This is a genomic window from Campylobacter sp. 2018MI34, from assembly GCF_016598975.1.
GTDB lineage: Bacteria > Campylobacterota > Campylobacteria > Campylobacterales > Campylobacteraceae > Campylobacter_D.
On sequence record NZ_JAENKS010000006.1, the window covers coordinates 12,902 to 31,546 of the forward strand.

General features: G+C 25.2%; 22 protein-coding genes. 21 read left to right on the plus strand and 1 reads right to left on the minus strand.

Annotated features, from left to right (window positions below; all coding sequences use genetic code 11):
* Positions 1-5 precede the first annotated feature (5 nt).
* From nuoI to JG676_RS02800, 7 genes are read left to right on the plus strand one after another with little or no spacing between them, the layout of a single operon-like run.
* Positions 6-674: an NADH-quinone oxidoreductase subunit NuoI gene (nuoI, locus tag JG676_RS02770; protein ID WP_200217253.1), complete on the plus strand. Its 669-nt coding sequence runs from the start codon at positions 6-8 to the stop codon at positions 672-674.
* Positions 671-1,186 carry an NADH-quinone oxidoreductase subunit J gene (locus JG676_RS02775; RefSeq protein ID WP_200169938.1) on the plus strand — a complete coding sequence of 172 codons (516 nt, stop codon included), beginning with the start codon at positions 671-673 and terminating at the stop codon, positions 1,184-1,186. The genes nuoI and JG676_RS02775 overlap by 4 nt, the downstream gene beginning before the upstream one ends.
* Entirely contained in the window at positions 1,186-1,482 is a 297-nt protein-coding gene (nuoK, locus tag JG676_RS02780) for an NADH-quinone oxidoreductase subunit NuoK (protein ID WP_200169937.1), read from the plus strand. Before JG676_RS02775 ends, nuoK begins: the two co-directional genes overlap by 1 nt.
* Position 1,483: 1 nt before the next feature.
* A complete protein-coding gene (gene nuoL, locus JG676_RS02785; protein ID WP_200217254.1) occupies positions 1,484-3,280 on the plus strand; it encodes an NADH-quinone oxidoreductase subunit L in 1,797 nt (598 codons plus the stop codon).
* A 1-nt stretch (position 3,281) separates the two neighbouring features.
* Positions 3,282-4,772, plus strand: a complete 1,491-nt coding sequence (locus JG676_RS02790) for an NADH-quinone oxidoreductase subunit M (protein ID WP_200169935.1) — start codon at positions 3,282-3,284, stop codon at positions 4,770-4,772.
* Positions 4,762-6,156, plus strand: coding sequence for an NADH-quinone oxidoreductase subunit N (locus tag JG676_RS02795; RefSeq protein WP_200169934.1), 1,395 nt, complete (start codon positions 4,762-4,764; stop codon positions 6,154-6,156). The genes JG676_RS02790 and JG676_RS02795 overlap by 11 nt, the downstream gene beginning before the upstream one ends.
* Before the next feature lie 19 nt (positions 6,157-6,175).
* Positions 6,176-8,539 (plus strand): lipopolysaccharide assembly protein LapB, encoded by a 2,364-nt coding sequence (locus tag JG676_RS02800; protein WP_200169933.1) that lies wholly within the window; start codon positions 6,176-6,178, stop codon positions 8,537-8,539.
* Here JG676_RS02800 and miaA read toward each other — a convergent pair.
* Positions 8,528-9,397, minus strand: coding sequence for a tRNA (adenosine(37)-N6)-dimethylallyltransferase MiaA (gene miaA, locus JG676_RS02805; RefSeq protein ID WP_200169932.1), 870 nt, complete (start codon positions 9,395-9,397; stop codon positions 8,528-8,530). The two genes, JG676_RS02800 and miaA, sit on opposite strands and share 12 nt — an antisense overlap.
* A 67-nt stretch (positions 9,398-9,464) precedes the next feature.
* Here miaA and mqnP point away from each other — a divergent pair, with 67 nt between their 5' ends.
* The 14 genes from mqnP to JG676_RS02875 all read left to right on the plus strand — a co-directional run bounded on the left by mqnP (position 9,465) and on the right by JG676_RS02875 (position 18,642).
* Complete coding sequence (mqnP, locus tag JG676_RS02810) at positions 9,465-10,340, plus strand: menaquinone biosynthesis prenyltransferase MqnP (protein ID WP_200169931.1); 876 nt, start codon at positions 9,465-9,467, stop codon at positions 10,338-10,340.
* Positions 10,331-10,828, plus strand: a complete 498-nt coding sequence (locus JG676_RS02815) for a hypothetical protein (protein ID WP_200169930.1) — start codon at positions 10,331-10,333, stop codon at positions 10,826-10,828. The genes mqnP and JG676_RS02815 overlap by 10 nt, the downstream gene beginning before the upstream one ends.
* Positions 10,825-11,334 (plus strand): DUF6115 domain-containing protein, encoded by a 510-nt coding sequence (locus JG676_RS02820; RefSeq protein WP_200217255.1) that lies wholly within the window; start codon positions 10,825-10,827, stop codon positions 11,332-11,334. Before JG676_RS02815 ends, JG676_RS02820 begins: the two co-directional genes overlap by 4 nt.
* A 10-nt stretch (positions 11,335-11,344) precedes the next feature.
* On the plus strand, positions 11,345-12,307 hold the full coding sequence (gene moaA, locus JG676_RS02825; RefSeq protein WP_200169928.1) for a GTP 3',8-cyclase MoaA: 963 nt from the start codon (positions 11,345-11,347) through the stop codon (positions 12,305-12,307).
* A gap of 5 nt (positions 12,308-12,312) precedes the next feature.
* Positions 12,313-13,062 (plus strand): 7-carboxy-7-deazaguanine synthase QueE, encoded by a 750-nt coding sequence (locus tag JG676_RS02830; RefSeq protein WP_200169927.1) that lies wholly within the window; start codon positions 12,313-12,315, stop codon positions 13,060-13,062.
* Positions 13,059-13,640 carry a 6-carboxytetrahydropterin synthase gene (locus JG676_RS02835; RefSeq protein WP_200169926.1) on the plus strand — a complete coding sequence of 194 codons (582 nt, stop codon included), beginning with the start codon at positions 13,059-13,061 and terminating at the stop codon, positions 13,638-13,640. The genes JG676_RS02830 and JG676_RS02835 overlap by 4 nt, the downstream gene beginning before the upstream one ends.
* Positions 13,640-14,062, plus strand: coding sequence for a cytochrome c (locus JG676_RS02840; protein ID WP_200169925.1), 423 nt, complete (start codon positions 13,640-13,642; stop codon positions 14,060-14,062). Before JG676_RS02835 ends, JG676_RS02840 begins: the two co-directional genes overlap by 1 nt.
* Complete coding sequence (locus tag JG676_RS02845) at positions 14,062-14,469, plus strand: hypothetical protein (RefSeq protein WP_200169924.1); 408 nt, start codon at positions 14,062-14,064, stop codon at positions 14,467-14,469. Before JG676_RS02840 ends, JG676_RS02845 begins: the two co-directional genes overlap by 1 nt.
* Positions 14,470-15,123: a 16S rRNA (uracil(1498)-N(3))-methyltransferase gene (locus tag JG676_RS02850; RefSeq protein ID WP_200169923.1), complete on the plus strand. Its 654-nt coding sequence runs from the start codon at positions 14,470-14,472 to the stop codon at positions 15,121-15,123.
* 62 nt (positions 15,124-15,185) lie between these two features.
* Positions 15,186-15,386: a 50S ribosomal protein L31 gene (gene rpmE / locus JG676_RS02855; RefSeq protein WP_200169922.1), complete on the plus strand. Its 201-nt coding sequence runs from the start codon at positions 15,186-15,188 to the stop codon at positions 15,384-15,386.
* Positions 15,387-15,389: 3 nt separating this feature from the next.
* A complete protein-coding gene (gene rsmI / locus JG676_RS02860; RefSeq protein WP_200169921.1) occupies positions 15,390-16,223 on the plus strand; it encodes a 16S rRNA (cytidine(1402)-2'-O)-methyltransferase in 834 nt (277 codons plus the stop codon).
* A gap of 4 nt (positions 16,224-16,227) precedes the next feature.
* Positions 16,228-16,914, plus strand: coding sequence for a 23S rRNA (guanosine(2251)-2'-O)-methyltransferase RlmB (gene rlmB / locus JG676_RS02865; protein WP_200169920.1), 687 nt, complete (start codon positions 16,228-16,230; stop codon positions 16,912-16,914).
* Positions 16,907-17,845 carry a hypothetical protein gene (locus JG676_RS02870; RefSeq protein WP_200169919.1) on the plus strand — a complete coding sequence of 313 codons (939 nt, stop codon included), beginning with the start codon at positions 16,907-16,909 and terminating at the stop codon, positions 17,843-17,845. The genes rlmB and JG676_RS02870 overlap by 8 nt, the downstream gene beginning before the upstream one ends.
* On the plus strand, positions 17,839-18,642 hold the full coding sequence (locus JG676_RS02875) for a hypothetical protein (RefSeq protein WP_200169918.1): 804 nt from the start codon (positions 17,839-17,841) through the stop codon (positions 18,640-18,642). Before JG676_RS02870 ends, JG676_RS02875 begins: the two co-directional genes overlap by 7 nt.
* Positions 18,643-18,645 lie beyond the last annotated feature (3 nt).

Consider the following 18,645-nt stretch of genomic DNA (forward strand, 5'->3'; position numbering starts at 1 on the left):
TTATAATGGAAAAACAATATTATTTAGTTGATGAGAAAAGAAAAAATCCTCAAACAACTTGGCAAAAAATTTCTCAAACTATAAAAAGATCTATTAAGTTAGAACTTTTTGTGGGACTTTTTGTTCTTTTAAGAGAATTAATAAAGAAAAATAATAGTGCGACAATAAAATATCCTTTTGAAAAAATTAAGCTTGATTCAAGGTATAGAGCTGTTCATAGACTAATGCGTTTTATTGAAAGTGAAAATGAAAGATGTATAGGATGTGGTCTTTGTGAGAAAATTTGCATTAGTAATTGTATAAGAATGGAAACTTCTTTAGATGAGGAAGGTCGTAAAAAAGTAAGCAATTATAGTATTAATTTAGGACGTTGTATTTATTGTGGATTTTGTGCTGAGGTTTGCCCAGAACTTGCTATAGTCCATACAAGTGAGTATGAGAGTGCATCAGAACAAAGAGCTTATTTTGGTTATAAAAATGACTTTTTAACTCCTGTTGATCATCTTAAAGCTCAAAAAGAATTTGAAGGTTCTGGAAGCTTGAGAAAAGATGCTGATTTGTTTGTTAAAAAAACTCCAAACTATTATGAAGTTTTACAAGAAAGAGAAAATAATTTATGCACTGATGAAGAATGTATATTGCCAAATTTAGCCTCACAGGGAGAAAACAAATGATAGAAAATTTAGCTTTTGTATTTTTTAGTGTGGTGGTTTTAGGCCTTTTTTTGGTGGCTGTTTTAAGTAAAAATGTTTTATATTCACTTTCGGCTTTAGCTGGTGGAATGGTTTTTTTATCAGGATTTTATTTTTTATTAGATGCTGAATTTATTGGAGTAATACAAATTATCGTTTATAGTGGAGCAGTTTTAGGACTTTATAGTTTTGCTATAATGTTTTTTGATTCTTCTAAAGAATTAAAAGAAAAAATAAAATACAAAAAAATATTTTTCTTTTTAGTTGTTTTAAGTGCTTTGCTTCTTTTGTTAATGATTGGTGGGTTTAAATATCAAAATATTAGTACTGATTTAACTCTTAAAGATCCTCTTATTTTTGATTATAGTAAGCAACTTGCTTTTGCTATTTTTTCAAAATATCTTTTGGCTTTCGAATTTATAGCTGTTTTACTTTTAATAGCTTTAGTATGTGCTATTGTTCTTACGCATAAAGAGTTTGGCAAGGAAAAATAATGATAGAAAAATATTTTATTATTGCAATTTTAATGTTTATAGTTGGACTTATAGGTATTTTAAAAAGACAAAATTTAATTATGCTTTTTATTTCTACTGAAATTTTACTTAATGCTGCAAATTTAATTTTAATTGCTGCTTCAAAAATGCACAATGACTTAAATGGACAAGTTTTTGCACTTTTTATTATGGGTATAGCAGCTTGTGAAGTAGCAGTAGGAGTAGCTTTGTGTGTTCTTTGGTATAGAAAAAAAGGAAGCTTAGAATTAAAAAGTTTAAAAGAAGTAGAGGTGTAATATGCAAAATTTAGCTTTAATTTCTCTTTTTGCGCCTTTTATGGCATTTATTTTAGCTTCTTGTTTCTCTTTGAGTAAGAAAAAAATTATTGTAGGATTTTTGTGTTCATTTTTTATAGCTTTAAGTGCTTTGAGCTCATTAATACTTCTTTTTGAAAATCAAAGTTTTAATATTGTACTTTTTGAATGGATTCCTACTATAGGTCTTTCTTTTGGATTTGATATTGATGCTGTTTCTTTAACTATGATGAGTGTGGTAAGCATAGTTGCTACTTTAGTTCATTTTTATAGCATTTTTTATATGCAAGATGATGAGGGATTTAATAAATATTTTTCTTATTTAGGTCTTTTTGTTTTTTCTATGATGTTTTTGGTTATGAGCGATAATTTCTTAGGATTATTTATAGGCTGGGAAGGAGTTGGTTTATGCTCTTGGCTTTTAATCGGTTTTTGGTATAAAAATAATAAATATTCTTTTGCAGCTAATGAAGCTTTTATTATGAATAGAATTAGTGATCTTGGAATGCTAATTGGAATTTTTTGGCTTTATTTGCAAACAAATACTTTAAAATATGATGAAGTTTTTTCTTTGATTTCAAGTATTGATCATTCTGCTTTAGTTCTTATAGCAATTTGTTTATTTATAGGTGCTATGGGAAAATCAGCACAATTTCCTTTTCATACTTGGCTTGCAGATGCTATGGCTGGACCTACTCCAGTTTCAGCTTTAATTCACGCAGCAACTATGGTTACTGCAGGGGTTTATTTGGTAATTCGTGCTAATATAATTTATGATTTAGTTCCTGAAGTAAGCTATATAATAGCTTTTGTAGGAGCTTTTGTAGCTTTATTTGCCGCTTCTATGGCTTTAGTAGCTACTGATTTAAAGCGTATTATTGCTTATTCAACCCTTTCTCAATTAGGTTATATGTTTGTTGCGGCAGGATTAGGGGCTTATAGTATAGCTTTATTTCATTTAGTAACTCACGCTTTTTTTAAATCTTTGTTATTTTTAGGTGCTGCAAATGTAATGCATGCTATGAATAATAATTTGGATATTAGAAAAATGGGCGGACTTTTTAATCCTATGAAAATTACAGCCATTTTTATGCTTATTGGATCTTTGGCTTTAGCAGGAATTTATCCTTTTGCTGGATTCTTTTCTAAAGATTTGATTTTAGGTTATTCTTTTATAACTTTTCATCACGGGATTTTTTTGGTGCTTTTAATAGCAGCTTTTATGACAGCATTTTATAGTTTTAGACTTTTAATGCTTGTATTTTTTACCCCAAAAAGACATAATACTCATCCTCACGAAGCAAGTAAATTGGCTCTTTTATCAATGACTCCTTTGGCGATTTTAGCTATTATTTTAGGATTTTTTGAGCATAAATTTTTTGATTTTATAAGTATTAAACTTGTTTATATTAATGCGCAAAATTCTCTTGTAATGATTCTTGCAAGTATTGCTGCTATTTTTGGAATACTTTTAGCTATTGTTGCTTATAAAAAATCTTGGTTTAAACCAAATTTAGAGCAAAAAAATATTTATAAACTTTTAAGCAATGAGTATTATATTCCTAAGTTTTATCATAATTTTTTAATTAAAAAATATGCAAGTTTGTGTGCAGTAATGAAGCATTGTGATATTTATATTTTTGATGCTTGTATAGATAAGATTGTTTTAAATCTTAATTTATTGTCTAAAAAAATTATTATGTCCAATTCGCTTTCATTAATGCTTAAATTTTTAGTTGCCGCTTTTGTCATTTTACTTTTTTTAGTATGGATGGTTTAATATGTTAAATTATTTGATTTTTTCTCCTTTAGTTGCCGCTTTTGTCATTTTACTTTTAAAACGTGGTGGGATTAAAATTTTTAGCGTCTTGGCAAGTTTTATAGTTTTGGTGCTTAATATCAAAGTTTTTTTAGATTTTTTATCAGGAACTGATTTTGAGTATAAAGTTTCTTTTGAAATTTTAAAATTTTTTAATTACCATATTGGAATAGATAGCATAGCTTTAATTTTGATGCTTCTTTGTTCTTTAATGGTATTTCTTTCTTTTGTATTTTTAAAGCTAGAACAAAAAGATATTGTATTAAATATATTTTTATTAGAATTTGCAATGCTAGGACTTTTTAGTGCTTTAGATGCCTTACTTTTTTACATTTTTTGGGAATTTTCTCTTTTACCTTTAATTTATATTATAGGAATTTATTCTAAAGAATTTAAATATGGAATCAAGTTTTTTATCTATGCTTTTATAGGTTCTATCTTAATGCTTGTTGCTATGATTTATTTAGCTTATTTAAATTATCAACTTTTAAATATTTGGACTTTTGATTTAGAAATTTGGAAAAATAATGTTTCTGGGGCAAATTTAAATGAACAACTTATTCTTTTTGCAGCTTTTTTTATAGCTTTTGCTATAAAATCGCCTTTATTTCCTTTTCACACTTGGGCGCCAAAAGTTTATGCAAAATCTCCAACAATTGTTTCTGTAATGCTTGTAGCTTTTAAGATGGCTCCTTTTGGTTTTTTAAAATTTTGCTTAGTACTTTTCCCAGATGCTAGCGTGTATTATATGCCTTTAATTGCGGCTTTGTGTATAGTAAGTATTATTTATTGTGCTTTAATTGCTTATAGGAGTGATGATTTAAAAGAATTGGTTGCTTATAGTTCTTTATCTCATATTGGTGTTATTGTTCTTGGTATTTTTTCTTTTAATGTTTTAGGTATAAGCGGAGCTGTATTTTATATGTTTGCACATGGACTTGTAACGGGAGTTTTATTTTTAATGATGCAAAGCTTATTTCAAAGATATAATACTTATGAAATTTCTTTTTACCATTCTTTAGCAAGTAAAGCGCCTTTATTTGCAATTTTCTTTGCTATTGTTTTATTATCTAGTATTTCTTTACCTTTAACTTTATCTTTTATCGGTGAGTTTTTAGTATTATTAGGTATTGCCAAGATCAATCTTTTATATGCATTTTTAGCTGGTTTGGTGATTATACTTGGAGCTATCTATATGCTTAATTTATTTAGAAAAATATTTTTTATGCAAAAAGATAATGGTATTGCAGGCTTTAAGCTTTATCCTAGGGAAATTTTTGTTTTAAGTATTGCTACAATTTTAATTTTTTATCTTGGAGTTGCCCCTAAGATTTTTTTACAACCTTTACAAGAAAATAGTAAAGAGTTGATAAATACTATGAATATTAAAGCTATTGAAAAAAGTACAATAGAATTTTTATCTAATTTAAAAGGAGAAAGTTATGCTAAATGAATTTATTAATTTTGAAGCACTTAATATAGCTTTGGCATATCCTTTTATTTTTTTAATTATTATTGCAATTATTCTTTTATTTTGTTCAGCTTTTTATAAGCTTCATAGAAGTTTTTATATAAGCATTAGTATTTTATCTTTAATTTTTTCTTTTTTCTTAATTTTATCAAATATGAGTATGCAAGGTATAGAGGCTAAAGCATTTTTGGATACTTTAAGAAGTGATATAGTATCTTTTTATGCATCTTGTATTATTTTATTTTTTTCCTTTTTATACCTTTTAATGGATAGAGAAAAAAATAAAAGTGAATTTTATCCTTTATTTTTATTTATGGTTTCTTCATTATTATTGATGGTTTCAAGTTCTAATTTGATTTTAATTTTTATTGCTCTTGAAGGATCTTCCTTAGCCCTTTATACATTGATTGCTATGAGAGGAACGCAAAATGCTATTTCTTCTAGTATTAAATATTTTAGCGTTGCTGCTGTTGGAGCAGGATTTTTTACTCTTGCTTGTGCATTATTTTATATGAAAACAGGCAGTTTAGATCTAAATTCTACCCTTGCGTTAAAAAATGAATTTCAAAAAGATCCTTTATTTTTAAGTATAGGGGTTATTATTTTTATTTTATGTGCCATCAAGCTTTCTTTAATACCTTTTCATTTTTGGTTAAAAGATGTTTATTATGCGGCCCATACAAATTTGGTTGCTTTTATTTCAGTTGTTCCAAAAGTTGCTATACTTGTTGTTATATTAAGAATTTTTAATTTTATGAGTAATTTAGGATTTGAATATATTATAATGATAATAGCAGTTTTTTCTATGATATTAGCAGCTATAAGTTCATTAAGCCAGCAAAATATTAAAAAAATGTTAGCCTATAGTTCTGTGGTTCATTCTTCTTTTGTATTATGTGCTTTAATTCCTTTGTTGCGATACAATCAAGAAGATTTTAGTTTGAGCTTAATTCCTATTTTTGGATATTGGGTATTGTTTGCTTTTGCTAACTATGCTATCTTTTTAATTTTAAGTCTTTTAAAGAAAAGTTCTTATGAAGATTTGCAAGGAATTTTAACTAAAAGACCTTTAATAGCTATTTGTTTAGGAATTTGTGTTCTTTCTTTAGCTGGGATTCCTCCTTTTGGGGTATTTTGGGGTAAGGTTATGATTTTAAAATCTATTATAGAAAATGGCTATGGATATTTAGCTTTATTTATTGCTTTAAGTTCTATGATTATGCTTTATGCCTATATTAAAATTATTATTAATGCATTCTTTATAAAGAAAGATAAGATTTATATCACCAAATTAAATTTTAGACAAAATTTAGTATTGATTTTATGTATTGGCGTAAATATTTTAGCACTATTTTTCATGTTGTAGGAGTTTTTGTAATTAATTTATGAAAATTTTAATTTTAATATTATTAAGCATTATAAAACTTTTTGCATTTGATTTAGTGTTAAATACAGGTCGTGAGAATAATCAACCTTTTGCAATTTTACATATTAATAATGATCAAGAATTTACATGCAAAAGTGTTATTGAAGATACTAAAATTCACTACGAATGTGAAATTTTAGGTGTAGTAAATAATGAGTTAAAAGATCAAAATTTTGCTTTATTTGATCTTAGATTTATTAAAGAAGATCAAAAAATAAAATTATTAATCTTTCCAAAAGTTGATACTAAAGTATATAATTTTTCGCAAAATATTTTTATGGATACTGAAATTCGCACTGATAATTCTTTAAAATCAAAAAGTCTTACATTTGCTTTTGTGCCAAATATTGCTAATACTAAAGAGTACAATGGTTTAGAATTTCCCATAGATTTTCCTCATCAAAGCCTTCCTTATATAGGAGCTCTTGATTTAAACTCAGATCCGGTATTTATCCCTCAAAGTGCTGACATTAATACTTTTTTACGTATAGAAAAAGACTATCAAAAACAAAATTATGAACAAGTTATTACAGATGCAAGAAATGCTATTAATCGTTATAAAGGTAGTATTTTTATGAGTGAATTTGCTCTTTATAAATTAAGGGCACAAAATAAAATTTATACTCAAAATTCAGATTCTAGAGATCAACAGATTTTAGAAAGTATGATTGATGATGCTAAAAATTGGATGAGGACTTTTACAAGTGATAAAAATTTTCCAGAAGTTTTATATATCATGCTAAGAACATATATAGCACTTTCTCAAAAGGCTGATGTTGATTATGTAATGTCGATTTTAAATAATGAGCAAGCAAATAATTATTTTACAGATCTTGCAAGACTTGATTATGCTGATTACATTTATGATTTAGGAGATAAAGAAAGAGCAATTTCAATTTATGAAAATACTTTCTATAATAATAAAAATTTAGATCTTGCAGCAAGATCTGCTTTATCTTTATCAAAAGATTTGATAACAAATAATAAAATAAAACAAGCAATTGATTATATTGATATTGTTTTAAAAGCAGATCCAAAATATTTTGGAAAAGATATCTCAAGAGCATTAGATCTTGCTAATCTTTTTTATAAAAATCAAAAGTATGATACAAGTTCTTCAATTTATGAGGATACTTTTGAACAAATGGATAAAACAGATCCTCGTTATGAAAATGTTTTAAAAAATTTAATTTTTTCTTTGCTTCATACTAAAGAAGCTTTAAAGGCAAAAAAATATATAAATTTATATATGAATGAATTTGTAGATGGGCTTTATATTGATGAAATTAGAAAAGCTAATGATGAAGTTTTTTTAAAATTAGATGATAATAATGCAACCTTACTCCATCAACGTTATGAAGAAATAATAAAACAATATGAACAAAGTGATCAAGCTATTAGTAATAAAGCCTTAGAAGAAGACATTAAACTTTATTATAAAGAGAAAAATTATCCAAAAATAATTACTTATAAAGATCAAATTGAGAAAATCAAAATTCCTTCAACTCTTAAAATTTTAGAAGATTCTGCTACTTTTTTACTTAGCGAGGAATTACAAAAAGATGATTGTATTAGAGCAAGTGAAATTTTTGAAGAATTTAAAGCTTATGATATAGGGCAAAAAATTAGCAATAAAAAGAAAATGCTTACTTGTTTTCAAAGAACATCTAGATTAGATGAAGCTTTGCAATACATTGATAAAAATTATCACGAAGATAGTATTTTTTATGGATTACAAAAAGCGCAAATTTTATTTGATAATAAACAATATACTCAAGTGATTAAAATTGCTGATGAAATCATAAATTCAAGAATATTAAAAAGCGATGAAGAAAATTTTAAAGCTTATTATTTAGAATTTTTATCTTATTTGCGTTTAAATGATTATAATAAAGCAATGGATATTTTACAAATTTTAGAGAGTTTTCCTATGAATTTTAATATGGTAGAGCTTTATGATGCTTTACTTACTTATGCAAATGATCATAATATGCAAACAACTATTTTAACTTATGCGCCAAAGGCAATTGATTATCAAAATTTAAAAGGGATTAATCTTTTTAGTCCAAATTTAGAATTTATTTATTTAGATACTTTACAAAATACCAATCAAAATGAAAAGGCCTTGAGTGTTTTAACCGATCTTTTAAAGCTAAAATTATCACCAAATGATAGGGCTAGAGCTTTATATATACAAAGTGGAATTTATGAAAATTTAAAAGATGTTAATGCACAAAAAGAAAGTTTAAAACAATGTTTAGATATCAATGCAAGTTCTAGCTGGCAAAACTTATGTAGTCAGAAAAATCAATTAATTCAATGATTGAAGTTTTTTTTGCAAATACAAAAAAGCTTCATCATAATTAAGATCTATTTTTTCAAATTGTTTATTAAAAGTTCTTTGTCTTTTTGCAAGTTGTGCAGTGTGGATATTGATTAAATTTTCTAATTCTTTATACGATATTTGATTATTTAAATAAGCTTTACATTCTTTTAATCCTATAGAATTTAAAGGTTTTAAATTTGCATCATATTTTTCAAAAAGGTTTTTAGCTTCATCTACTAAGCCTAGATCTAACATTAATTTAGTGCGTTTTTGTATGTTTTTTCTAAGTTCTTCTTTATCCCAAGATAGATTATAAATTTCCATTTTTTCAATTAAAGGTTTTTTTTGAGTTTTCTTTAAAAAAACGCTTGGTATTTCTTTAGTGCTTTCATAAATATTAAACCATTTTTTTAGACGATAAGTATCATTTTTTTCGATTTTAAAAGTAGGATCTATTTTTTGTAAGAGTTCATATATTTCATTATTGCTAATTGTAATTTCTTTTTCTTCTATTTTTTCGCTTAATCCTTGCATTAAAATTTTAAGATAAAAGCTCGTTCCACCAGTTATAATAAGAATTTTCTGTTTGTCTTGGGCCCATTTTTTTGCTTTTTCATATTCTTGCATAAATAAAGAAACATTAAAATGTTCATTTACATTTAAAAGATTTACTCCAAAATAATCAAGCTCATTTAAAATTTTATCTTCACTTTTAGCGTTTGCTATATTAATTTGTTTATAAATACAAAGGCTATCAAGACTTAAGATAGCAGCTTTAAATTCGTAAGCTAAAGCATTTGCAATAGCAGTTTTTCCGCTAGCTGTAGGACCAATGAGTGCAAATTCAAAAAACATTATTAAACTTTCTAAAAATTTATAAAATTTTAGTAAAATCATAACAAAAATTTATAAAAGAGTTTTAATGAGTTTAATATGGAATAAATTTAAAGATATTTTAGATTTGATTGTATTTAAACATTCTATTTTTGCCTTACCTTTTTTATTAAGTTCTATGCTTGTTGCTTCAAAAATAGCAAATGATAGTGCTTGGTTTGGATTTAAAGCCTTAATTTTAGGAATTATTTGTGCCATTAGTGCTAGAAATTTTGCTATGGCTTCAAATCGCTTGATGGATGAAGATATTGATTTAAACAATCCTCGTTGTAAAGATAGACCTAATATTAATGGTCGTATTGGTAAAAAAAGTATATGGATTTTTATCGTTTTTAATGCTTTGGTTTTTATTCTTTGCTCTTATTTTATTAATAATTTAGCTTTTATTCTTTCCTTTCCTGTACTCTTTATTTTGGCATTTTATTCAGCTTTTAAACGTTTTAGTTCTTTTGTGCATTTAGTTCTTGGTTTTTGTTTGGGTTTGGCTCCTATTGCGGGAAGTATTGTGGTATTAGGAGAAATTCATATTTTTAGCATATTCTTATGTTTAGGAGTTACATTTTGGACAGCAGGTTTTGATCTTTTATATAGCCTTCAAGATATGGAGTATGATAAAAAAATGGGACTTTATTCTATACCTGCTAAATTTGGAAGTCAGACTACTCTTTTGTTTTCAGCTTTTTTTCATATTTTAGCTGTATGTTTTTGGCTTATTTTTGTTTTTGTCTCTCCTTTAGGAAATTTTGCTTTAATAGGTGTAATTCTTAGCGCTTTAATTTTATTTTTTGAACATAAAATTGTCCGTAAAAATTTTTCTCATATTAATAAAGCTTTTTTTACTTTAAATGGATATTTGAGTATTATTTTTTTTATTTTTATATGGGTTGATTTATTATGGAATTAAATCTTTTTAAAACAGATTTAAAGATAGAATTTGAAGCTTGTGATATAAATAATAATTTATTTTTGCAAGAATATTTAAATATTAACACAAATCATCAATTAGCCAAATGGAAAAAAATAGCTTATAGGATTGATTTTGAAGATTCTGAAAAGATAATCTTTGATTTACTTTTAAGTTTAAAAGAGGATATTTCAAGAATTGAAAATCGTTTATTTAAAGAAAATAAATTGCTTGCTTTAGCTCAGTCAGATATTATAAGTTTGTTAAATTTTGAGCATATAGGTTTTGAGAATGAAATTTTAATAGAAGGCCAAGAATATTATGCTAGATTCGAGATTAATGATCAAAAAATAGCTTTTTATTTTAAAGCACTAAATAAAAAGTTAGCTAAAATCATTAAGATTAAATCAGGTGATCAAGATATTTATAATGCTTTTGTAGTAGAAATTCAAAGAGATATCATTAGAACTTTTAAAGGAAATAAATGAGTGTAGATGTGCTTTATCTAGTCTTTATGATTGTTTTATTAGTTGCTTTTTTAGCCTATATGAATATTAAGGATAAAGAAAATACAAGTAAAATTACAAAATTGCAAAATGCTATGGAAGATCTTACTAAGGAGTTACATTATCTTAAAAAAGATTTAGATTTAAAAGATGATAGTGAGGAAAAGTTTAATATAGATCTTTTAAAAGATGAAGTAAAAATAATGCTTGAAAAAGAAGTTTCTCATAAAATTTATCCTATTTTGCAAAGTTTGAAAAATGTTGAAAGTATTATAGAAGAATTTCAAAATGAACAGCAAAATAGAATTTTAACTTTAGAGCAAAAAACACAAAGTATAAGCAAACTTACGCCTAATTACGATACAGAAGAGCAAAAAATTATAGAATTATTTCAGCAAGGTAAAAGTATAGAGCAAATTGCAAAAGATCTAAGAGTAGGTATAGGTAATGTCGAGCTTGTTTTAAAATTTAAAAAAATGATTAAGTAGGGTTTATTAAATGCTAATTGATAAGTATGGAAGAAAAATTAATTATATGAGAATTTCAGTTACACAAAGATGTAATTTTCGTTGTCTTTATTGTATGCCAAAAATTCCATTTGATTGGGTTCCAAAAGAAAATTTATTAACCTTTGAAGAAATGTTTTTATTTGTTAAAGTAGCTATTGATGAAGGAATTTCTAAGATTAGAATTACAGGCGGTGAGCCTTTATTGAGAAAAGATTTAGATATATTTATTTCAATGATTCATGATTATAAAAAAGATATTGATTTAGCTATTACTACAAATGGATATTTTCTCAAAGATTATGCAAAGGATCTTAAAAAAGCTGGTTTAAAACGTATTAATATTTCTCTTGATACTCTTGATTCTAAAAAAGCAAAAATAATTTCTCAAAAAGAGGTTTTAAATAATGTTTTAGCAGGAATTGAAGAAGCTGTAAATTTAGATTTTAAAGTCAAAATTAATACAGTAGCTCTTAAAAATTTTAATGATAATGAGCTGATTTCTTTATTAGAATATGCAAAAAGTTTAAATATACAAATTCGTTTTATAGAATTTATGGAAAATAATCATGCTTATGGAAAACTTCAAGGTTTAAAATCTAATGAAATTCTTGAAATTTTAAAACAAAAATATGAAATAATTTCTTCAAGAAAAGCACAAAATTCTCCAGTGACTTTATATGAAATAAATAATTATACCTTTGGTATCATTGATCCTCATTCTCACGAATTTTGTGATACTTGTAATCGTATAAGACTTAGTGCCGAGGGTCTTTTAATACCTTGTTTGTATTATGATGAATCTTTAAGTATTAAAGAAGCAGTAAAAAAGAAAGATATTAAAACAGCAGCTAAAATTCTTAAAGAAGTTTTAAAAAATAAACCAGAAAAAAATAAATGGAGTGTTGTAGATAATGAAACATCCTCTAGGGCTTTTTATCAGACGGGAGGTTAAATTTTTTGGATATTGTTGAAAGTTTTATAAGCATACAAGGTGAGGGAAAATTTAGTGGAAGATTAGCTATTTTTGTAAGATTTGCTGGATGTAATTTTAATTGTTATGGTTTTGGAGTACATAAAAATATAAATGATAAAAAATTTTTAGGTTGTGATACTATTAGAGCAGTTTTTACAAAAGATTTTGCTGATCAATATACAAGATTTACCCCTTTAGAGCTTTATAAAAGAGTATGCTTTTTAAAAGCAAAATTAAACCCTATTGTAGTTATTACAGGTGGTGAGCCTTTATTGTATTATAATAATAATGATTTTTTAAAGTGGCTTGAGCTTTTATTAAAAGATAATTTTGAAATTCATTTTGAAACTAATGCAAGCTTAAAGATAGATTTTGAAAAATTTCCTTTATATAAAAAATGCATCTTTGCTTTGGGTGTAAAATTAAGTAATAGTAAAATACCTAAAGAAAAAAGATTAAATTTTGATGCTATAAAAGCTATTGTGCAAAATGCTAAAGATAGTTTTTATAAATTTGTTTTAGATAAAGAAATGATAAAAAGTAATAAAGCTAAAATAGAAATTGATGAAATTTTAGCCAAAGTGGATAATGAAGTTTATTGTATGCCTATGGGCTATAATGAAGAAATTTTAAAAATTAATGCTTTAGAGGTGGCACATTTTTGTATAAAAAATGGATATAATTACTCCGATAGAATGCATATAAGACTTTGGAATGATAAAGAGGGAGTATGATTATTAGAAAAGAATTTGAATTTGAGAATGCTCATATCGTTCGTTTTTGCAGTTCTAAGCGTTGTAAAAGTAGTATTCATGGACATTCTTATAAAGTTGAAGTATTGCTTGAAAGTAAATATTTAGATAACGCTGGAATGGTATATGATTTTGGACTTTTAAAGCAAGAAGTAAAACAAATTATTGATAGTTTTGATCATGCTATTACTCTTTTTAAAGATGATAATGAAGAATATTTAGAACAAATGAAAAAATTTTCTAGTCGTTGGATTATTTTACCATTAAATGTTAGTGCTGAAAATTTTTGCCGTATTTTTTTTGTTCTTATTGATACTTTATTAAAACAGACTAAGATGATAAATGGCGAGCAAGGGGTTTATTTAAAAAGTATTATAGTTCATGAAACAAAAAGTGGTTATGCACAAGGATTTAAGGAGGATGCTTATAGTGAATTTTTGCCTTCTATAAAATTAGAAGATATAGAATTTTCAGAAGCAATTCAAGAAGATTGGAAAGATAAGAATTTCTATGAAAAATTAAAAAATTCTTATATTTTTATTAACCCAAAGGAAGTTTAATGCCATATTTAATAATCATTTTCTTATTTTTTGTTGGATGTTCTAATAATGAAGATAAATCTCTTAAATCCAAATCATCAGATCAAGAGATTGTTCAAATAGAGCAAAATGATGAAAAAACTCAAGTAAATGATGATAATTTACCATTACCAGTTGGTGACGATTCTTTAGATGATACTCAAGTTTTAAATATGAATTTAAGTATTATTAGTTCTTTATATAAACAAAAATGTGCAAATTGTCACGGAAAAGAAGGAGAATTAAAATTAAAAAATAATATTAGAATTAAAAATTTAAGCAAAGAAAATTTTATGCGAAAATTTAATCTTTGTCAAAAACAAAATGATAAAGATCATTGTATTAATTTAAATTTGGATCAAATTGAAAATTTGGCTAAATATATCACCAACAAAGGGAAATGATGGATCAAAGTTATGAGTTTATTTTAGCCTTACATCTTTATAGTCTTTATGCAAGCGGTTTTTTAATGCTTTTTTATTTAGTTTTAACTCAGGGAAATTTTAAAACAGAATTTATCTTTACAAGAAGAATTCGTTTATTTTTACCTATTTATTATTTTTTTTTAATTTTAATCTTTTTTACAGGAATGTTACTCTTAGCTCTTAATCATTTTGAAATGACTTTAAATTATTGGTTGATGATTTTAGCTAATATTTTAATTTTTGTTTTAGCTATATTTCATTTTAGACAATTTAAAAAAGCACGTGAAAATAGAAGATATATTTTTTTTAGATGGATTAGTTTTTTAATCTTACCTATAGAAATTTTTTTATTATTTTTACCTTTTTTGTTTAAAAAATTTTTCTAAATGCGGTTCTTATTTTGCAAAGAAAGCGGTGTGGAGTTTTTATATTTAAAAAATGAAGAATTCTCTCATCTTAAAGTACGTCGTGTTAAAGAAAAGGACATTATTTATTTGAGAAATTTAAAGGATAATTTTTTATATTCTTATGAAATTTTAGAAATAACTAAAAAATTTTATGCTTTGAAATTAATAAGAAAAGAAGAAAAAATTACAACGAAAACCCATTTTACTTTAGCATTAGCGGTAATTGATCCTAAAATTTTAGAAAAAACTTTACCTTTTTTAAATGAATTAGGTGTAGATAAACTTATTTTAGTTTATACTCAATATTCTCAAAAAAATTTTAAAATTGATTTTAAACGTTGTGAGAGAATTATCATACAATCGTGTGAGCAATGCGGAAGATCATATATGATGCAAATTGAACTTTTTAATAATATTGAAGAGTTTTTAGAAAAATATCAAAATGTTGTTTTAGTTGATTTTTCTGGAGAAAAAAAAGAATTTTTTAAAAATAATATATATTTTATAGGACCTGAGGGTGGTTTTAGCGAAGAAGAAATTCAAATTTTTAAAAATAAAATTTCTTTAAATACTCCAAATATCCTAAGAGCTCATAGCGCGGCTCTTGCTATAAGTTCTAAAGTTTTACTTTAATTTATCTTTGTTTTATTTATATTTTTATATAATAAAAACTTTAAAAATTTCAAGGAATTGTAATGAGAAAAGAAATTCATCCAGAATATGTAGAGTGTAAAGTAAGTTGTGCATGTGGCAATACTTTTACAACAAGATCAAATAAAAGCGAATTAAGAGTAGATATTTGTTCAAGTTGTCATCCATTTTTTACAGGAAGTGAAAAAATTGTTGATGCAGCAGGTCGTGTAGAGAAATTCAAGAAAAAATACGCAATGCAATAGTAAATGCTTTATTTTATTCCTACTCCCATAGGAAATTTAAATGATATTTCATTTCGTTCTTTAGAAATTCTAAAGACTTGCGAAGTAATAGTTTGCGAAGATACTAGAGTTTGCAAGTCTTTAATTTCTCTTTTGAATTCTAAATTTAATATTCAAATTAAACCTAATAAATTTATTTCACTTCATACTCATAATGAAATTCAATTTTTTAAAAATATTACTTTAGATTTTTTTGATAAAAATATCGCTTATATGAGCGATGCTGGTATGCCAGGTATTAGTGATCCTGGAGTTTCTTTGATAAAATATGCTTTAGATAATAATTTATCTTATGAGGTTTTACCTGGTGCTAATGCTGCTTTGATCGCTCTAGTAAGTAGTGGTTTTTGTAAGAAAGAATTTATTTTTATGGGTTTTTTATCAAATAAGGGCAAAGAGCGTCAAAAAGATATAGAAAAACTTTTAAATAATCCTTATCCAAGTATAGTTTATGAATCCCCAAAACGTATCTTATCTTTAATTGAAACAATAGCTAATTTAGAAGAAACAAGAGAGATTTTTCTCATCAAAGAAATTAGTAAAAAATTTGAAACTAAATTAAGAGCTAGTGCCAAAAATTTATTTGAAATTTTAAAAAATACTAATTTAAAAGGTGAATGGGTTTTAGTTTTAAAAGAAAAAGAACAAGAAGAGCAAAAAAATTTTTTAAATGAAAAAGATATTTTAGAACTTGATTTACCTTTAAAGGTTAAGAGTAAGCTTTTATCAAAAATTTATGGTAAAAATTCAAAGGAACTTTATAAAAAACTGCTTTTAAGTCAAGATGAGATAAAATAATAAAATGTTAGTTTATGGTAAGCAAGTATTTTTTTATATTTTAGAACATTATCAAGATATGATTAACGAAATTTATTTAGCTAAAGAATGTGATTTTAAAACTTTTAATAAAATTGCAAAGTCTGGTTTTAAGATTAAAAGGCTTGATTTTAAAACAGCTCAATCTTATGCTAAAGGTGGAAATCATCAAGGTTTTTTAATGGATATAAAAGAATTTGTATTTGCTGATTTTGATACGATTAAAAAAAATGATTTTTTAATTATACTTTGTGGTGTAACTGATATGGGAAATATAGGTGCTATTATTAGGACTGCTTATGCTTTAGGTGCACAAGGTTTAATTTTTTGTGGAAATCAGCTTGCAATGCAAAATATAATAAGAACTAGCAGTGGAGCAGCTCTTGGTTTGCCTATTGTAGTAAAAAATGATATTTTAGGATTAATTAATGAGCTTAAGCAAGTAAATTTTAAAATTTATGCTGCCGATAAAGAAGGAAAAGAAATTCATACTTTAAAATTAAAAAATGTTAAAAAGAAAGCTTTAATTTTAGGCAGTGAAGGTTTTGGCTTGAGTGCAAAAATAATTAAAAAATGTGATGAATGTATAGGTATAGCTATGAAAAATCAATTTGATAGTTTAAATGTAAGTGCTGCTTTTGCAATACTTTGTGATAGGATGATAAATGAATAGTTGGAAAAAATTACAAGATTTAGATTTAAGAGAAGTTGCTGCTAGAACGCAAATTGAAATTGATTTTTTAAAGGCTTTAATTAACCAAGATTTTGATACTTTGAATCATTTTAATGTGCGTGGTTTTATTAAAATTTTAAGTCGTGAATATGATCTTGATTTTACAGATTTTAATGAATTGTATGAAAATTATTTAAATGAAAATAACCTTAATAATTCTTATAATCTATCAAAAGGTAAAATTATCACTCCAAAAATTGATACTTATACAAATAAGTCTTCAGGTTTTTGGATTTATATTATTGTTGCAATTATTGTAATTTTAATTTTTGTGTTTTATTATTTAAGCGGATTTAATTTTTCTTTAAAAACTGAAGAAAATAAATCAAGTGCTGCAATTGTAAATATTATAGGAGAAGCTAAAACAAATTTAAAAGAAGTAACAAATAACGTAAAAATTATCGATAATACACAAGAAGTAGATGAAGAAAAAAGTCCTAAAGTTGAAGAAAAAGAGGAAAATAATTTAACCAATCAAGATAATTTTCTTGATGAAAATACTACAATAAATCAAGAACAAAATTTAAGCCAAGAAGATAATGTGACTTTTCAAAATGATGAACTTAATATTATAGAAGAAAAACCATTAGATGAAGTTACTTTTAAGACAGATGGTAAAATATGGGTTGGTTTAATTAATCTTAAAAATTATAAAAAAACTAGTTTTGTTAAAGATAAGGATTTTAATCTTTCTTTAAAAGAAGATCAGCTTGTTTTAATGGGAGCTTCTGCTTTAAGTTTTATAGATGAAGATGGAAAAGAAAAAAGATTTCCAGCAGGAGGTTCAAAGCGCTTTTTAATTAAAGACGGAAAGATCTCAAATATTACTTTAAGTGATTTTATAAAGCTTAATAAAGGAAAAGAATGGTAAAAATTTTATTTTTGATAGTTTTTACCAGCTTAGCTTATGGTATATCCTCTTTAGAATTGGCTAAAAATATTGTTAATTCCTCAAGTAAAAAAACCCAGCTTGAGCTTTTGTTTGCTAATCAAAACTATCAAGATTCACAAGGTAATTTAGATATAGAAAAAATATCTAATATGTTAAAAGCAAATTCTTTACTCAATCTTATACTTCCAACTCCAGAAACTTTGAGATTAAATTTTAAGGCACAAACAGATTTTATTTTATTTTTTGAAATTATTAATGATGCCTTAAATAATGCAGGTTATGTATATTTTATTCCAACAGATTTGGTTTTAAGAGAGGGAAATATTGATTATACTATACAAGTAGAATCTCAATATATTCTAGATCCTGGAATATTTTATAGGCTTTTAAAAGAAAATTCTGTCTATATTAATAATATAAAAAGAATAGGTTTAAATGACTATGAGTATGATTTGAATTTTGATCAAGTAAAATTAAAAACCAATGCAAATGTTAATTTAAACACAGCTACTTTTTTAGAAAAACCTTTGCAAGATTATATTGTTTTATTAAAAGGTGCCACTTCACTTAAAATAGATGCTAATGATACTGATGAATGGTTTCCAAAAATTTTATTTTTAGATAAAAATTTAAATTTAATCAAAAGTATTAAAAGTCAAACAAAAAACAATCATTTTTCAGAATTTGTTCCAGATGGATCAGTATATGTAATAATTAGTGATGTATATAATCTTGATAATATTAAAAGAGGTTTAAAAATATATCTTAAAAAATAAGGA

What these genes read in the sequence shown, in the direction of transcription:
- nuoI (WP_200217253.1), top strand. Translation starts at nt 6, where the DNA reads ATGGAAAAACAATATTATTTAGTTGATGAGAAAAGAAAAAATCCTCAA.
- JG676_RS02775 (WP_200169938.1), top strand. Translation starts at nt 671, where the DNA reads ATGATAGAAAATTTAGCTTTTGTATTTTTTAGTGTGGTGGTTTTAGGC.
- nuoK (WP_200169937.1), top strand. Translation starts at nt 1,186, where the DNA reads ATGATAGAAAAATATTTTATTATTGCAATTTTAATGTTTATAGTTGGA.
- nuoL (WP_200217254.1), top strand. Translation starts at nt 1,484, where the DNA reads ATGCAAAATTTAGCTTTAATTTCTCTTTTTGCGCCTTTTATGGCATTT.
- JG676_RS02790 (WP_200169935.1), top strand. Translation starts at nt 3,282, where the DNA reads ATGTTAAATTATTTGATTTTTTCTCCTTTAGTTGCCGCTTTTGTCATT.
- JG676_RS02795 (WP_200169934.1), top strand. Translation starts at nt 4,762, where the DNA reads ATGCTAAATGAATTTATTAATTTTGAAGCACTTAATATAGCTTTGGCA.
- JG676_RS02800 (WP_200169933.1), top strand. Translation starts at nt 6,176, where the DNA reads ATGAAAATTTTAATTTTAATATTATTAAGCATTATAAAACTTTTTGCA.
- miaA (WP_200169932.1), bottom strand. Translation starts at nt 9,397, where the DNA reads ATGTTTTTTGAATTTGCACTCATTGGTCCTACAGCTAGCGGAAAAACT.
- mqnP (WP_200169931.1), top strand. Translation starts at nt 9,465, where the DNA reads ATGAGTTTAATATGGAATAAATTTAAAGATATTTTAGATTTGATTGTA.
- JG676_RS02815 (WP_200169930.1), top strand. Translation starts at nt 10,331, where the DNA reads ATGGAATTAAATCTTTTTAAAACAGATTTAAAGATAGAATTTGAAGCT.
- JG676_RS02820 (WP_200217255.1), top strand. Translation starts at nt 10,825, where the DNA reads ATGAGTGTAGATGTGCTTTATCTAGTCTTTATGATTGTTTTATTAGTT.
- moaA (WP_200169928.1), top strand. Translation starts at nt 11,345, where the DNA reads ATGCTAATTGATAAGTATGGAAGAAAAATTAATTATATGAGAATTTCA.
- JG676_RS02835 (WP_200169926.1), top strand. Translation starts at nt 13,059, where the DNA reads ATGATTATTAGAAAAGAATTTGAATTTGAGAATGCTCATATCGTTCGT.
- JG676_RS02840 (WP_200169925.1), top strand. Translation starts at nt 13,640, where the DNA reads ATGCCATATTTAATAATCATTTTCTTATTTTTTGTTGGATGTTCTAAT.
- JG676_RS02845 (WP_200169924.1), top strand. Translation starts at nt 14,062, where the DNA reads ATGGATCAAAGTTATGAGTTTATTTTAGCCTTACATCTTTATAGTCTT.
- JG676_RS02850 (WP_200169923.1), top strand. Translation starts at nt 14,470, where the DNA reads ATGCGGTTCTTATTTTGCAAAGAAAGCGGTGTGGAGTTTTTATATTTA.
- rpmE (WP_200169922.1), top strand. Translation starts at nt 15,186, where the DNA reads ATGAGAAAAGAAATTCATCCAGAATATGTAGAGTGTAAAGTAAGTTGT.
- rsmI (WP_200169921.1), top strand. Translation starts at nt 15,390, where the DNA reads ATGCTTTATTTTATTCCTACTCCCATAGGAAATTTAAATGATATTTCA.
- rlmB (WP_200169920.1), top strand. Translation starts at nt 16,228, where the DNA reads ATGTTAGTTTATGGTAAGCAAGTATTTTTTTATATTTTAGAACATTAT.
- JG676_RS02870 (WP_200169919.1), top strand. Translation starts at nt 16,907, where the DNA reads ATGAATAGTTGGAAAAAATTACAAGATTTAGATTTAAGAGAAGTTGCT.
- JG676_RS02875 (WP_200169918.1), top strand. Translation starts at nt 17,839, where the DNA reads ATGGTAAAAATTTTATTTTTGATAGTTTTTACCAGCTTAGCTTATGGT.